The sequence below is a fragment of the Paenibacillus sp. NPDC056933 genome (assembly GCF_042674385.1).
Lineage (GTDB): Bacteria > Bacillota > Bacilli > Paenibacillales > Paenibacillaceae > Paenibacillus.
Genome location: NZ_JBHUQN010000003.1, coordinates 183,544 through 198,798, shown reverse-complemented (window position 1 = coordinate 198,798; position 15,255 = coordinate 183,544). Strand labels below are relative to the sequence as shown.

Sequence of the window (15,255 nt, the reverse complement as noted above, 5' to 3'; positions counted from 1 at the left end):
AGCTGGGTTGGTTTTTGCTTGTAATGAACATCTGACAATAAGCTCAGGTTTCAGACAATTCTGGCTAAAAAGCCGTTTATCCCCGCAATTACATTTCCCCAAGTCCCAAAGTATAGTTGCCGCTGTAGATCTCTCGATACAAATATACATTAAGCTGGGCCGTTTCAAGCGTATTATAATCATAAAATTCGATGCCCGTATCTGGACCATTGCCAAAAATGCCAACCAGCATGTAATTCGACGGATACAGTACCCATGAGTTACCCGGTCCCTGGCTCTCCTGGTGTTCCTTCAGCCAATAATTGAGTTGTTCACCCGCTCCGGCACTGCGTAACATGCCAACAATATCAGGCGTGGGAGACATGCCGCTGTCAATGCCAAAAGAACTGATAATCAGGATATTGCCGGCCGTATCCAGCTTGCCCTGAATGTCCTGCTTCATCTGATCAAACAACACATGGTAGGTCCTGATCCACCCTTGCTCTTTGGGAACCGTATAATAGCGATCGAGCAGTACATGGCTCAGATTGCTACTGTCCAAAATAACGACTTGATATCCGGCTGGACCGCCCGGTTGCCCGGAGGAGGGCTCGTAGGGAACAGATCCGATGTAGATATCGGGTACGATGGCCTTATCTTCAATCGGCCAAGTGATTCCACGGCTGCGCGTCCCAATAGCTAGGTGCGGGTGCATACTTCTTGCGTACTTTTCCCAGGCGGCCTGCACAGCTTGCCGCTTCTTCCCGCAAATCTGCCAGATCCCTTCAAGCGTAAAATCAATAATGGCGGGCTCGGATGAGACGCTGTCCACCCACTTACGGAACAGATTTACCGTGTTCTCCCCGGGTTCCAACGGATTGATCAGTGTCAGATCGGACACCTCCGAGGGATTGCCTCCATGGGCACGAACCGTTGTGCTGCTATGTGACGCGTACTGCTTCCACGCACTGCTGTTCTTGACTCCGGCATCCAGACTGCCACTGCTGAACAGTGCCTCGTACTGTGCCTTCATCATGGCGGAGATTTCCTGCACATTGGATAGGCCTTCCACACTTACAGCGGTGTAAAATTGGAGTGAACCGCCAAGTACGATTTTATTGGTAAAATACATGCCAAAGTCATTAAAGAAGCTGCTGAACACGTCCAAATTTTCATCCGACAGCTCATACGGCAATTCGTTCAGTCGTTCGTTAAATTCATCGGATAAAAAACGGGCGTCATACTGGAATTGCAGCGTAGCCGCTTCAGCGTAAAAATTTCGGTATGCGTAGGCATACTGGCTGTTCTTGTTGAATTCACCCGAGTAATCAAGAGCCATCTCCCCGCTGAACGCACCATAGCTTCCCTGTATGCCTACATGAGCAGCCAGACTGTTCTGGACTTCTTCACGTGTTCGGAACGCGCCGCCTTCATCATAGGTTTCCGTATCCTGAATCAGGTTCACATATTCGGGAACCTCATAGTCTTTCCCCAGAAAGGTAACCGTCTTGACCGCGGCCTTGGCCGGAGAAACCAGCAATTTGATAAACGAGGATACGTCACGTGTACCGTAAATATTCATTCCCTGGGCAAGTGCGTTGGCTTGTGACATTATCGGGGTCTGTTCTGTGTTTTCAATCTTCCCCATGTGGATAATCCTCCTCTGTATTCAAATGATTCGTTCACGCTCTTATTTCAGCGTAACTTCAAAATATTGAACATAGTGATCCGATACAAAATTGTCGGCTTTGCCGGGAATTTCCCTGATCCAGCGAATTCCGTTACCTGGAATGGAGGACAGCATATTTCGGCTGACTACATAATCCAGCTTGCCACCGCTGATCTGGGTTTGCTCCGAACCCGCCGTAACGATCCAGTCTTGCTGCCAGTCCCCTGTTCCCTGATCCAGCTCGGAAGGCTCGCAGTTGAAATCTCCGGCATAGATCCATTGTGAATTTCTAATTTTGGGTAACATAAGCCGGGTATACCTCGAAGCAAACTTGGGATTTGAGGACGGAGCATGCTGGGAGTAGATATACAACCCTCCAGTATGGGCTATCTCCATACCAACAACAGAACGAAGTCCAGATTGACGCGGTGGCGGGAGGATAGCTTCCACATTCCCGGTTGCCAGATCCGCTCGGGTCACAATGGCCAGATTGGTCCGATTGTTATCGACCTCCGCCTCGTAGTAGACCACAAACATTACCTGCCTTGAACTAAAACGGATATCTCCGGCGGATACGGAGGATTTGGGACTAATGGGTCTCAATTGTTTGAACTCATCAAGCTTGCCGCACTCCTGAAGACAAATGATCGGATTTTCGACAGCTCCGGAAAATAACCAGTTCTTCAGCGCGCTCATTTTATTGCCCATTTTATCCGGGTCCTTGGAGTCCTTTCCTTGCATATTCCATGTCAAAAGGGATAGCTTCAATGCGTTTTTTCCTCCAATCTCTGCAATTCCTGGTGAAACAGTTGTTTCCAGCGCTTTGCGATTTCCTGCCACCTCCATTCCAGAGAAGTTGCGTATTGATAGGCCTGCCAGGATCGGTCTTCCAGATAAACAGGGGAGGTATACAATTCCTCCAGAACTTGGGCAGTTGTCTTGGCAGACACCACGGGCATGTTTCCTGTCTCTGGCTTGGAAGGAATACAGATTCCTTCCGCCCGCCACAATTCTCCGCAGGCACTGTGATCCGGCACCACCTGGGCTGCCCCGGTGGCCGCATGTTCAAAAGCAACGAGTCCCCATCCTTCGCCACTGCTGGTGTTTAGCCCCACATCAGCTGAGTTGTATATAAGGTTCAGATCGATTTCGTTTGTACGCGGCCTTTGCCTGTCACGGGTTGTTGTCAATAGTCGGTCCATAATGCCGTACTCGCTCGCCAGTTTGAGCACGTCAACACCGCAATCGCGCATCCCCATGTGCAAATAGAGATAGACATCCGGCTTGCCCTGAGCAAACTCGGCAAAAGCCTCAAGGGTAATATCCACCCTTTTTCGTTGTCCGTTACGATTGGCATTCAGTACAATGAATGCGTCCTGCAGATCCGGTCGATCTGGAAACATGAACATCCGTGCATGACGTCTTTCTCTTGTCAGTCCTTGCTTCTGAAGCGGCCGGGATGACAATGGGTAGAACTGCGATGTCTCCACCCCGTGAGGAAGAATGTACATCCGCGGGCTTCCGACATGTACGCCCCGACTCCTCTCTTGTTCAAAGGCCTGGGATACCATATTGAATCCAAAATGTGTGTAAGTGACTACTACATCGGCATAACTCAATGCCCTCAATCGGGATGAATCCACCGGGGTATCGATCGGACAGTATACAACCGTGATTCCCTCATAATGCCGAAGTGCTTCTTCATGCAGTCCATAAAAACCAAGATCATCGCACATCAGCACCAGATCAGGCCGATATTTACGTAATAGCCCCGGCAATTGCAAGCAGCCGTACTTGTCACCCAGCATCTGATTGATTTCCAGCTTCCATGTGGTATCACGTGACACATCACCATAGTCACTGATGGCAAAGTAGACCAGATCAAAATCATCCTTCAGGTAACCAGCCAGGCTCTCCAGAACCCGGGCGTAACCGGTAGCGTTCCCGCCTTGCCCAACGACGAGCACCCGTGGCTTAGCCAAACCTGCATCCCTTAAAAGATAACCAAATGTCATGGACACCCCCCTTTCCGTATCACCTTTCTGTATCACTTGAAAAGAAGCACACCAATCATCCAGAAAGAGAATAACATAGGCGTCCATTCACCGCGTCTACCTCCAGTTAGATACTAAAAGAGCCCATTCTATAACCGCTGTTATAGCGTAAGAGTTTTACTCCCCTCTAGGCTTTTGCTGCCAGGTCGTACATAACAAACCCTGGATCAAGAACAAACCAAAAAGCGATCCCCCACAACAATGGAGGGATCGCTTTTTCAGTTTCTAACTTTGGCTTAGAATTTTAGCCCTGTTTCACATCCCAGTTCGCAAGCATACCTCTCGCCATTTCCATATTGGACTCTTCTCCAGTAATTAACGCAAACTTTGCCACAACTGCCGGGTATGCCGCCCACTGCTCCCGAATATGCTCCAGCATCCGAGGCCACGTCCTTCCCCCTGCCTGCTCATAGCGATTGAGCAAATCCCGCAAGCCTTCCTCTTCGAAGAGCGCATAATAGATGACAAAATCCTTACCCGGGTCGGCGATCTCTGCTTCTGTCCAGTCAATTAACCCCGTTACCCGCTGGGCATCGTTGACGATAATGTGCGGTGGGTGCAGATCACCGTGATTGAACGTTGAGTGCTCAGGCCAATAGCTGTCCGTTGTCAGCCACGTTTCCCACCGACTGGCCAGTTGATCTGGTACCGCAAAGCTTTGTTTAATCTCCTCAATATTGGCTGCAAAAGCTTCACGAGCTTCTGTAGGCGTCTTGCTGCGCACTCCGCCCTTTACCGCCTCATCAGGATCAATGTTATGCAATGCGGCGAGGGTAGCAGCGAGCGAATCGAAAAAATCTTCGAATAGGCTTTCCTGCGAAAAACGCCAAGCGTACCCTCCCCCTGCCGGATCAACTACGGCGATCGGTTCTCCAACAAGTAAAGGATAAGCGATCAGCTCCGGCGTAAAGATCCGCCACTCCGGTACCTCTATCGGCAGATGCCTTTTTACAACCTCCAGCACCTTGCGCTCATTTACAGCCCGCTCCCATACATCCTCGCGCCGTGGCTGGCGCAGTATCCACTGTTGTCCCTGTTCATCGGTGGCAAACCCTACACGAAAGTCCATACCGGACTCATTGATTATCACGGATTCCTCAGCAATCTGAAGCCCGTTCTGTGCAGCTAAAGATGTTAGTTCCTTTTGAAATTCCAACTGCTCATTCACGTTCGATTTTGTCATTTCAGGATCTCCCCTTTTCCTCAATAAAATAAGAAACACAGACATCCATGCCTGTGCAGTCTATTTCGGATATTGGGTATACCTGAATGCTCGCAATAAAATAGTAGTACACCAAAAAACCACTCTAAACGAGTGTTTCTTTAATGACTAGCGGCATACGTGTAAATAGGCAAACCGATCCCGATGAGCTGCACACAGGCAGAAATACAGCAAGCGCAAACAAATGTTTCGCCATACTATCTCAATCGGATAAAATTTGCCACACATATCCCTCCGTTCCGTAAGTTACCCATATGTTAACATATTCCATTTCCCGGTTCCAGATGAAATTGAGGATATTTCCGTTCTTTTTCAGCGATGTGCAGGAACTTTGGTGGCTCAGAAACCGTCATACGTATAGAACCATTACAAAGGAAGAGGTGAGTAACGAGTGTCCGTTGTGCGAAAATTGTCCCTAATGCCGCTCATTTTGCTTCTGTTAACGTTAGGATGTTCAGAAGAATCAGCAGAAAAGGAGGAGGGGAAAGCTCCTGTTAGCGGAGTGATCACGGATTTTGTTGAAGAAAAGGGACAAGTCCTCATCCATAATGAAGAAGATAACGGTGTTGAATCAGGCCCCATCTTGATTTCACTTCATACAAATGCCGAACTTATCATCAATGGTGAGACCGTCTCTGTCCCTTTGGATGGAACATTGGTTGGACGCAGAGCTGAAGTGTGGACAGGTCCGTCTATCGCCAAATCTTCTCCTCCGCAGACCAAAGCCAGGAAAATGGTTATTCATTAACAAAAGGCATAGCAACCGATACATTTCGTTTTCACGTGGAACGCTTTGATACACCTTCATTTTCAGAAGTGATGGCTTTCATAGAAGAACAGCGACAGACCTTAGCCCCGAAAAGTGACAATAATCTTGTTGCTCACTGCAATTACTCCGTTAGCAAACCTATATATAGAGTATAATGAAGAGGTATACGATAAATGTACGGTGCAATGCTTGTATATAAGCATATTGAATAATTCGATACTAAACGCTCCCTTGTACAAGTCACTTTAAGGAATTATGCAATATGCTCTTGTATTCAAAACTAACGTAAAAGAGGTTAACGATGAGTAAGCAACAATTTAAAGATTATGGACTTGGCGAAGAAATCGTAAAAGCGCTGGATAGCCTGGGCTATGAAACCCCAACGGAGGTTCAGACCAAAGTTATTCCAGTAGCCCTTGAAAATAAAGATCTTGTGGTCAAATCCCAAACAGGCAGCGGGAAAACAGCCGCCTACGGCATTCCAATCTGTGAGCTGGTAGATTGGAACGAAAACAAGCCTCAGGCTTTGATACTCACGCCAACCCGCGAGCTGGCTTTGCAAGTCAACGAAGATATTACCAATATCGGTCGCTTTAAGCGTATTAAAGCAACCGCACTATATGGTCAGTCTCCTTTTCATGTCCAAAAAGCCGAGTTAAAACAAAGAACGCATGTCGCTGTAGGCACACCTGGACGGGTACTGGACCATATCGAACGCGGCACCCTGCCGCTGGATCGGATCTCATACCTGGTTATTGACGAAGCCGATGAGATGCTGAATATGGGCTTCATCGAGACAGTACAGTCCATTATTCAGGCACTGCCGAGCGAGCGAGTGACGATGTTATTTTCCGCTACGTTCCCTGAGGATGTAGCTAAGCTGTCACGTAAATACATGAACAATCCGGTAGAGATTGAGATCAAGGCTAGCGGTCTTACAACAGCCACGATTGAACATGCTGTGATTCACGTACCAGAGGTGAACAAGACGGCGCTCCTACAGGACCTGCTTATTGTCGAGAACCCGGATAGCTGTATCGTGTTTTGTCGTACGCAAGAGAACGTGGATAAACTGTTCCGGGTCATGGCTGACCTCGATTATCCAGCGGATCGCATCCACGGAGGCATGGAGCAGGATGAGCGCATCGAAGTGATGAATGCATTCAGAAGAGGACAATTCCGTTATCTGATTGCAACAGATGTAGCTGCCCGGGGGATTGATATCACGAATATTACCCATGTCATCAACTACGATATTCCTTTGGAAAAAGAAGGCTACGTGCACCGTACAGGTCGTACGGGTCGCGCCGGGAAAACAGGTAAAGCCTTTACCTTGGTTACCCCGAAGGATGGCAGACGTCTGGCCGAGATCGAATCGTATATCGGATTTGCAATTCCTGTCGTGAAAGCTCCTTCCGAGGAAGCTGTTGACCGTCGTCGGGAAGCGTTCGAGAAACGGTTGAAGATCGTGCCAGAACGCAAAAAAGACAAGCGTGAACAGTTGAACCAACAGATCATGAAGCTGAACTTCAACGGAGGCAAGAAAAAGAAACTCCGGGCGGTAGACTTCGTGGGCACGATCGCCAAAATTGAAGGCGTCACGGCAGACGACATCGGGATTATTACCATTCTGGATAATGTAACCGATGTGGAAATTCTGAACGGCAAAGGCCCACTCGTGCTTGAGGTTATGCAGAATACAACAATCAAACGCATGCAACTCAAGGTCCGCAAAGGTCATAAATAGATTGGTAAGCAGGGTAGACTAACAGGTGTGCAAAAAGGGACAGCGACTTTTTAAGTCTGCCATCCCTTTTTTTCTGTCATTTCAATGCTTGTCTCTATATGATCCCATATGACTAGATGTTCTAAGTAGCACGAGGATCAGTAATACCAATGGTTATAACGTATCTACAACCGGGGTGCTCACTCTCACTGATTTAGAGGTGCAGAGTGAGCTTGATTCTGTTACTTTGATTACGTTAAATTAGCCCCATGACTTTTCGTTCACGGGACAGGAATTTAATGATTTAAAAATCTGAAGATCAGCTTTTCCCCATCATAGGTTTGCTCATGTTGCTCCTTGTAATTTCCTTGCGTATAGTTCGATACGGTCTTTCGCCAAAAGTGTTGACCTACTCTATTTTTCTCTGAAGGATTCGTAAATATCTCCCATCGGCCCGGATATCTCCGGAATACCTCTTTTGCAGCGTACTCTGCAATCCCCACACCTCTGAATGGCTGCATTAGAAAAAATTCATGTACAAAGAAATCCGTGTCTGCCGAACAATGAGGCGCAGTAGCCACAAATACAAAACCTGCGGGTACGCCATCTACTCTAATCAAAAATGCATAGAGGACGTTCGGTTTTTCCCACCATATGTTCTGGACATCATATTGATCTTGCAACGTTTTGAACTCGTTACTCTCCTCGAAAATCCCATGTTGATTCGCAGTGTGTTCTGCATCCAGACCATAATGTCCGGATAAATCATGAGGTATAGAGGATACATATTTTTGATAATATATGCCTCATTGTTATGCGTTAATTAAAAAGCCACATTCGATTTCACGAATGCAGCTCTATCCTTTAAATCACTTTTTGGAATATACAATTTTTTTGATACTGTCGATGGACAGACAAAATTGCTCTATAAGTTGGTCAATGGACATACCCGCAGCAAATAGTTGGCGGATCTCATCGTTCCTTTGTTTCAAAAGCATCTTGCTTCCAGAACCCTCGCCCCACCTTTGATGGGCTTCCTTCGGTTTGGGGATATACACTAGCCCACCGGGGACATGGCGCTGTATTTCCTTCAATAACTCTTCCGGGAAGATGGTATCTGCATTAATATACTTCATATCGCTCCACTCCTTAAAAGTTAGATCTTTAAGGCAGCAGAGTCAACCGATGAACGCATCTTAGGCGAACTATACTGGCATGGCGGAAATGGATTACAAGCTCTATGCAAACAACCGCCGTTGTTCATCGCCTGGACTCTGCATAGAGCGGATCGTGAAATTTCTTATGAATTGAATCATGGTAGCCCCCCATTCCGTAATTCATGTCTGGTAAAATATTATCGCTATGTGCATTCTTATAGTTTCAATACAGGTAACACGTTATCCTTCAATCAAGGACTTTCCCTGGCTTATTGGCCTGCCCACAGATCACCTTCGACTTACGGGTACTGATTTAAACTCCGCTCCAGCATATCTCTGACTTGTTTCTGCAGCTCCAGCGGCTCAATCACCTTTACTTCAGGCCCATAGGAGAGCAGCTTCCGCGCTGTAAAAGGGAATTCCTCAGGTGGAACTCCTCCTCGCCACTCATTACCTTCAACCGAGTTAAACAGTACATCCGATCCTGCCAGCCTCGCGCCAAAATCCGTGAATTGCAGTACAACTTCCACGCTCTCCCTGTCATCCTTGGACTCCAGCCATGCTTGCAAACTTGGAACCGACTCGTCGATAGAATCCAGCATGATCAGCTTCTGTATGCGATCCACCCGATACAACAACACCCGATCCTTCCGACGAGCCGGCATGTACCAATACCCGTGATCGTAATAGATGCCGATGGGAACGACCTGTACTTTTTTATATCCCTGCCGGGAATGATACATAAATTCAATCTCTCTTTGTTCCACCGCCGCGCCTAATATCTCTGTTGTTAATGACTCGGTATGCTCACCCGGATGTTGGACAAATGTGATATGTTCCCTCATGCGTGTAATCAGATCCTGCACGTCCTGGGGCAAGGTGGAGAAGTACTCTTCGCCCAAATGCGTACGAATCGAACCATACGGAAAATCCGGGACGTTCTCCAAATATTCAATCATCATAAACAGCCCCAGCGCCTCATGCTGGGTAAGCTGAAGAGGTGGCAAAATTCGATTAGGAAGCACTCGGTAACCCCCGTTCACTCCAACCTCTGTGTACAAAGGAAACCCCATCTCCTGCAGATCATTCAGATCTCGCTGAATCGTGCGAATCGACACCTGAAAGCGCTCAGCCAATTCACGGGCTGTGAACTTTTTTCTTGAATCCATAAGTCGCATAATGGCAAGCTTTCTATTATTCATGGACTGGACCACCTAATTGCGTCATGTTTTGTCATAATTGAAGTGTATCATACAGTTTAGAAAGGAGCGATGAATGATGTCAAATAACAAAACAGTGCTATACATTGCGATGAGTCTGGATGGGTACATTGCCAGACCGGATGGTTCGGTGGATTGGCTGTTCGATGTGGAAGGCGATGGTGGCGATAACGGGTATGGCGAGTTTTATTCAACGATTGGATCGGTGGTCATGGGACGTCTTACGTATGAAGAGGTGCTCAAGCTGTCAGAGGATTTCCCTTATGCGGATCGCCCGACGTATGTACTTTCCCGTTCCAAACAAGCCCCTGCACCGCATGTACAATTTACGGACGAGGCTGTGGAACACCTGATTCCCCGATTGAAGCAGGACTCCAGCGGTGACATTTGGATTGTTGGCGGAGGCCAGCTGGTGCAAGCCGTTCTGGAACAACAACTGCTCGATGAGGTTGAGATTGCCATTATTCCTAAGGTTCTTGGCAAAGGAATCCCCCTGTTTCCAACAGGAACGGTACCAAGCCTTTTTAAAATGATTCATACACAGACACTGGGGCAGATCGTTTCGATCCGCTACCAGGTACAAAGGAAATAACGTAGTTTAACATTCCTTTCAGTTGTCCAAAGACCGCTGCAAAACAAAAGCCAGACCTCTCTAGTCAAGAGAGATCTGGCTTTGCTCATTTTTTAAACATAACTTATTAATTTAAAATTCCCTTTAGATATTCCGCTAATGCATCAGCTGTCCTTCTATGGGACAACTCACCCGGATGACTTCTGGCACCTACTGTCTCCTCGGTCGTATTGGGAAGCTGTATAACCGAGACTTTCGTATCCCCAGCCTGTTTCGTATAAGCGTCAACAGCACGATAAATCGCTGGCATCATCGGGAATCCAAGCATGCCGTATGCCCATACGAGATGCGCTTCTGGATTGTTTTTTCGAAGTTGGGTCAAGAATCGGGTCACGGCATTCTCAAAAGCAGCCAGATCCTCTTCATGGTAAGTGCCGTCTTCGTTCAGGCGTTGCTTGTACACCTTTCCGGTAACGGGGTCCTGCCACGCCGGGGTTTGAAAGGCCCCCCCATCATTGCTTCCCAGATTAACGACCACTACATCCGGCTGCCAGGAGTTAAAATCATGCTTGTCCCCTGCGCCAAGTGCTGCGTTCTTATCTCCGGTCAACAATCCACAGACTTGCTCGTAATAATCAGGGATATTCGCATTCGGATTATTGTCCCAACTCGTCAATACACCCCACCCGCTCTGCGAGATGACTCGGTATTCTGCATTCAGCGTTTCGGCAGTCATATACGTATAATTATGTATGGCGCTGAACCACATCGGAATCCAATCTTCTTCCGCTTTGGCCCCGATCGCACCTTCTCCGGATGTTATACTGTCGCCGATAAATTCAATCTTGTACGGTTTTTCCTCTACAGGTACGAAGTCACCATCCGTTTTTAACGCATGTATTTGCAAGTAGCAGCCTGGATCTCCATTCATGGCCTGTACATCTTTGACGATACGTACATGTTTCACCACATTCTCGTTCATACCTCGGAATACGCAGACCCAATACCTTCCTGCTATTAACATCTGTCTGCTCACCGGGACACCGTTAATCAGGATGCTGATCCAAGGCTCATACAGGTCATAATCGGACTCAATCTCCACCCACAACTCAGAGCCTTTTACATTGAGTTCAACCGCACTTCCGGTCCAAAACAAAGTTAAGGGCGCTCTACTTCCTGTTGTTCTTCCGTGTATTTTAAGGTTTTCCACATCAGATAGCGCATAAGTTCGTAACTTGTCATTCGCCTTCACGATACATTCCTCCCCTGTGATCATGCCCCAGAGGGGCAGCAGCCTGTGACTACATTGACTGAAAATCTTCAACATGCTCCTGATACTTCTCATACCAGGCTTCCCATTCCTCTTCACGTGATTCCAATGTACGGCCAGCGAGTAATGCCCCAATGACACTCAGACACACATGCCACCCCGCTAGATCTTTAGGTGTATGACTTGTGATAGCATGAATGGTTTCGATCAGCAGCAGCCGACATCCATTCGGCTCTGGATGCAGCTCAAACCGAACCCGATCTTCTGCCCAGGTGTATTCAATAACGGAATGCGGCACAAAGTCCAGAATTTGAAGAACCAGGAACGTACCATCCGGCATATTAAACTTGATGCTCCCACCTTCCCGAAGGTCCGTTACTTCGAGTTCGGAGAACCACTTTGTGAGCTTTTCATTTTCCGTTAAATAGGACCATACCTCTTCCACAGAGTACTTCCAATGACGTTCGAAACTGGCTATTGTACCAATCGGTACTAGCTTCAAATCTGCAATCATAAAGGTACCTCCTCCATAAGGATAGATCATGGCTTACCACTCTGAATGTGGAATTAATCCGGGAATGAACAGGATGATGTGGAGCAACTCGTTTCCACATGTTCTCCCAATATCGGCACTCCAGCTGACTATTGTTATTGGACAGGTGGGGCGCTCGCTCTCACATCATCCTGATTATTTGTTCAATATGCCTTATTTCATCCCGTTATTCACAAATGTTGATTCCCTAATCCATCGAGAACATTCGGAATTTTAACGTTATGTGATTGTTTATGATAAAACATACAATACACCCGTAAATTATCGATGTGTGTTTCTTTGTTTAAGGTAAATCCCCATTTGCGATACATATTAACATTTTCTTGGTTTTCCGTGTCCAGTGCAATTCCCTGTGAATGTGTGTCCCCATTAATTGTTTTCATGAGGTGCATCAGCAACGATTTACCAATTCCCTTTCCCTGAGACTTAGGTATTACGCCAATCATAATGAGGTAATGATGCGATAGCCGGGGAGCGGCGGATCTGGTGACTCGCATATAGGAATTAAGGAGCCATAAGGATTTTACGGACATTTGAAAAAACAACGGAATGAACCGCCCCATGAGCAGAAATCCTTCTTTCATATTTTGAAGCTTGTTCTTTTCTGGTTTTTCTACGATGTATGCACCGAGCAGGCACTCATTTTCAAATAACCCCCAGACCTCCTCACTGACCAAAAAAGCTTTATCAAACATAAAGGAAACAAAAGCTATCACACGGCTCCTTGCCTTCTCATCCATCTCCGAATCACCAAATAAGTACAGGAATAGTGGATCTCGGGCAAAGGCTTTGCTCAAAACGAATACAAATGAAGGTTTGTCTGATTTCGTTAGCCTGGCGATTGTATACGGAGTGCTCATGTTTCTTCACCGAGGCTGTTTGTTGTTCTGCCATAATGATCGACGGCGAAGCTGAATAACACTTTAAGCATAAATAATGAACAGGTAATCAGCATATACGGCTTCATATCTGGCAGCATGGGCATACAACCCAGGCCGATCGACAGGAGCAAACCTGCAACAAATCGTTGTGATTGCTTACCCATAAGGGAATTTACGATAAATGCTCCCAGAATGGTATAAGCCCAGATTCCTATTGCATACCCAATATCCGTATTCAATAGAAACGCAACAATCACGATATGAAAATGTATTGCAATAAATACGATGCGATTGGTTTTGCGTGTAGCGTAAAAATTGCTGGTAGAAGGTGAGAAGTTGGCTATACAACCGGAGAATATATCAAAAATGAGCAATAACGCCAGAACGATGCGCCAAACTGGCAAGTTCCCTGTAAGTTCCGGGAAGATCAGGCCCATCGTTGTGGTCAGGAGACCACCAAAGAGCAGTACCGCTAATAGGGATGCAATGCTCTGTTTCTCACCAAAAACATCATGCAGAAATGTAGGAATCCGTATTTGTTTCATGTAAATACACTCCTATCCTAATTGAATGTTTAAAATGTATTTCTAAGCAAATGAAGTTATAGACTATATATAGTGAATGACTACAAAAACATTATAACTATATCACATCAGGATTTCAACAGATTTATACTTATTATATTGAATTACTCTAAAACTTGAGCTACACTACATTTGAGGTGGAGAAGATGAACGGCTATGAACGACGGAAACAGAAAAAGATCGAGCAAATATACCGTGTGTCCTTTCAATTATTTTCAAAATTCGGCTTTCAGAAGGTTAGTGTCAATGAAATCGCTCAACATGCAAAAGTTTCCCCTGCGACCATTTATAACTACTTCAGAACCAAAGAGCAGCTCTATTCCGATATGCTTATGAACTGGATGGACAAGCAGTTGGAGCAATACGAAAACATTCTTGATTCAGAGCTCTCTTTCCCCGAAAAAACCAAGGAAATCATGATGATGGAGGCCAAAAATCTAAAAATGATATCGGATGAGTTTCAGAAAACGCCATCCCCTGAGATGAGTGGCTTGGTAGAGTTAATGGAAAGTTACACCGAGCAGAAAATCATGCAATTTTATATGAGGTTTGTGGCAATGGGAAAGCAAGAGGGGTATATTCAAAGAGATCAAACGGTTGAGATGATAACGATGTACTTCACAATGTATAAAAATGAGCTGGGTCGTTATTGGAAAGCGTCGAATCAAGAGGCCGTGACTCAGAATATGGATCAACTAATGGATTTGTTCTTTTATGGTCTGGTCGGACAGAGGGACAAGCAGGAGTAGCAGATCGGATGAAAAAAATGTTTTACCGAAGAGTTCTTCGAACTGAAAACCAAGCTTGCTGGATAGATTTTACAGAAACACAAGCAACATGTTGACCATTTTCTTGAAGTGTAAACAAATTGGGTGAACCCTCTTGGGGCGAAGATTATATAGGAGAAATGTATCGTGAAGGCGAATTCCAAGTTACAGATGTATACGTTATCTGATGTGGAAAACCTCAAGATACACGGCAGAACAACAGGACATCTGGCCCCCTTAACGTTGTTTTGGACGGGGAGTGCGGTCCGCAGCGTGCCTCCAATGACGTTCGAAACAGGCCACTGTGCCAATCGGTACTAGCCAAATCTGCAATCATACTGGTACCTCCTCCATAAGGATAGATCATGGCTTACCACTCTGAATGTGGAATTACTCGATGTTATGCAAGGCCTGAAGCGCTTCCTCTTTGTTTTTCAAAAAGAAAACATGCTTGCCACGGTTGCACTCATAGATGAAATCTCTAAGACTCTTACTGTTATATCCATCAAAATCACCGACGATAGCCAGTTTCACCTGGTAATTCACGTATTTCTGCAAAATGTCACCCGCAAGTTTGGTCTTCAATTCGAAGAAGTCTTCGGTGAGATTGGATTTGTTGATTAGCATTTTATAGGCATTATCCGTGTAATTCACAGAGGCCATCAAATCCAGTGCGTCTTGAACGTTGTTAATAACGATGTCACTGCTTTCGATGATGGCCACCTTGGAGCTGCCCTGTTGGTCAATGGTTATATTCATTTAAATTCTCCTTTCCCGAGCCTTTCTCTTTATAATATCTCGCAGTTTCCTAATGAATAGCAACGACTTTTTGA

At 46.2% G+C, this 15,255-nt stretch carries 17 protein-coding genes; 5 read left to right on the top strand and 12 right to left on the bottom strand.

The annotated features are described in order from the left end of the window. Positions 1-88: 88 nt before the first annotated feature. The 4 genes from ACFTRD_RS21140 to ACFTRD_RS21125 all read right to left on the bottom strand — a co-directional run bounded on the left by ACFTRD_RS21140 (position 89) and on the right by ACFTRD_RS21125 (position 4,885). Complete coding sequence (locus ACFTRD_RS21140) at positions 89-1,627, bottom strand: MAC/perforin domain-containing protein (protein ID WP_379383446.1); 1,539 nt, start codon at positions 1,625-1,627, stop codon at positions 89-91. Between the two features lie 42 nt (positions 1,628-1,669). Continuing rightward, complete coding sequence (locus ACFTRD_RS21135) at positions 1,670-2,416, bottom strand: endonuclease/exonuclease/phosphatase family protein (RefSeq protein WP_379383444.1); 747 nt, start codon at positions 2,414-2,416, stop codon at positions 1,670-1,672. Continuing rightward, complete coding sequence (locus tag ACFTRD_RS21130; protein WP_379383441.1) at positions 2,413-3,663, bottom strand: glycosyltransferase family protein; 1,251 nt, start codon at positions 3,661-3,663, stop codon at positions 2,413-2,415. Before ACFTRD_RS21130 ends, ACFTRD_RS21135 begins: the two co-directional genes overlap by 4 nt. A gap of 283 nt (positions 3,664-3,946) precedes the next feature. Beyond that, positions 3,947-4,885 carry a macrolide 2'-phosphotransferase gene (locus ACFTRD_RS21125; RefSeq protein ID WP_379383439.1) on the bottom strand — a complete coding sequence of 313 codons (939 nt, stop codon included), beginning with the start codon at positions 4,883-4,885 and terminating at the stop codon, positions 3,947-3,949. A 430-nt stretch (positions 4,886-5,315) separates the two neighbouring features. Here ACFTRD_RS21125 and ACFTRD_RS21120 point away from each other — a divergent pair, with 430 nt between their 5' ends. Then, positions 5,316-5,672, top strand: coding sequence for a hypothetical protein (locus ACFTRD_RS21120; protein WP_379383437.1), 357 nt, complete (start codon positions 5,316-5,318; stop codon positions 5,670-5,672). Positions 5,673-5,994: 322 nt separating this feature from the next. Continuing rightward, on the top strand, positions 5,995-7,440 hold the full coding sequence (locus ACFTRD_RS21115; RefSeq protein WP_379383435.1) for a DEAD/DEAH box helicase: 1,446 nt from the start codon (positions 5,995-5,997) through the stop codon (positions 7,438-7,440). A gap of 275 nt (positions 7,441-7,715) precedes the next feature. On the opposite strand, the gene ACFTRD_RS21110 is transcribed toward ACFTRD_RS21115, so the two are convergent. From ACFTRD_RS21110 to ACFTRD_RS21100, 3 genes are all read right to left on the bottom strand, one after another. Beyond that, positions 7,716-8,102 carry a GNAT family N-acetyltransferase gene (locus ACFTRD_RS21110; protein ID WP_379383433.1) on the bottom strand — a complete coding sequence of 129 codons (387 nt, stop codon included), beginning with the start codon at positions 8,100-8,102 and terminating at the stop codon, positions 7,716-7,718. 186 nt (positions 8,103-8,288) lie between these two features. Further along, positions 8,289-8,555: a CD3324 family protein gene (locus tag ACFTRD_RS21105; protein WP_379383431.1), complete on the bottom strand. Its 267-nt coding sequence runs from the start codon at positions 8,553-8,555 to the stop codon at positions 8,289-8,291. Between the two features lie 320 nt (positions 8,556-8,875). After that, complete coding sequence (locus ACFTRD_RS21100; RefSeq protein ID WP_379383429.1) at positions 8,876-9,778, bottom strand: helix-turn-helix transcriptional regulator; 903 nt, start codon at positions 9,776-9,778, stop codon at positions 8,876-8,878. Positions 9,779-9,851: 73 nt separating this feature from the next. On the opposite strand from ACFTRD_RS21100, the gene ACFTRD_RS21095 reads away from it, so the two are divergent. Next, positions 9,852-10,388 (top strand): dihydrofolate reductase family protein, encoded by a 537-nt coding sequence (locus ACFTRD_RS21095; RefSeq protein WP_379383427.1) that lies wholly within the window; start codon positions 9,852-9,854, stop codon positions 10,386-10,388. 106 nt (positions 10,389-10,494) lie between these two features. Here ACFTRD_RS21095 and ACFTRD_RS21090 read toward each other — a convergent pair whose 3' ends face one another. The 4 genes from ACFTRD_RS21090 to ACFTRD_RS21075 form a co-directional block, all read right to left on the bottom strand. Next, the gene (locus ACFTRD_RS21090; RefSeq protein ID WP_379384429.1) at positions 10,495-11,643 is read right to left on the bottom strand and encodes an SGNH/GDSL hydrolase family protein; all 1,149 of its coding nucleotides are present in this window, start codon (positions 11,641-11,643) and stop codon (positions 10,495-10,497) included. Between the two features lie 25 nt (positions 11,644-11,668). Beyond that, entirely contained in the window at positions 11,669-12,151 is a 483-nt protein-coding gene (locus ACFTRD_RS21085; RefSeq protein ID WP_379383425.1) for an SRPBCC family protein, read from the bottom strand. Between the two features lie 209 nt (positions 12,152-12,360). Continuing rightward, complete coding sequence (locus ACFTRD_RS21080) at positions 12,361-13,050, bottom strand: GNAT family N-acetyltransferase (protein WP_379383423.1); 690 nt, start codon at positions 13,048-13,050, stop codon at positions 12,361-12,363. Next, positions 13,047-13,616, bottom strand: coding sequence for a hypothetical protein (locus ACFTRD_RS21075; protein ID WP_379383421.1), 570 nt, complete (start codon positions 13,614-13,616; stop codon positions 13,047-13,049). The genes ACFTRD_RS21080 and ACFTRD_RS21075 overlap by 4 nt, the downstream gene beginning before the upstream one ends. Positions 13,617-13,801: 185 nt before the next feature. On the opposite strand from ACFTRD_RS21075, the gene ACFTRD_RS21070 reads away from it, so the two are divergent. Further along, positions 13,802-14,404, top strand: coding sequence for a TetR/AcrR family transcriptional regulator (locus ACFTRD_RS21070; RefSeq protein WP_379383419.1), 603 nt, complete (start codon positions 13,802-13,804; stop codon positions 14,402-14,404). A gap of 165 nt (positions 14,405-14,569) precedes the next feature. Next, entirely contained in the window at positions 14,570-14,743 is a 174-nt protein-coding gene (locus ACFTRD_RS21065; RefSeq protein ID WP_379383417.1) for a hypothetical protein, read from the top strand. 69 nt (positions 14,744-14,812) lie between these two features. On the opposite strand, the gene ACFTRD_RS21060 is transcribed toward ACFTRD_RS21065, so the two are convergent. Next, positions 14,813-15,181, bottom strand: coding sequence for a DUF4180 domain-containing protein (locus ACFTRD_RS21060; protein WP_379383415.1), 369 nt, complete (start codon positions 15,179-15,181; stop codon positions 14,813-14,815). Positions 15,182-15,255 lie beyond the last annotated feature (74 nt).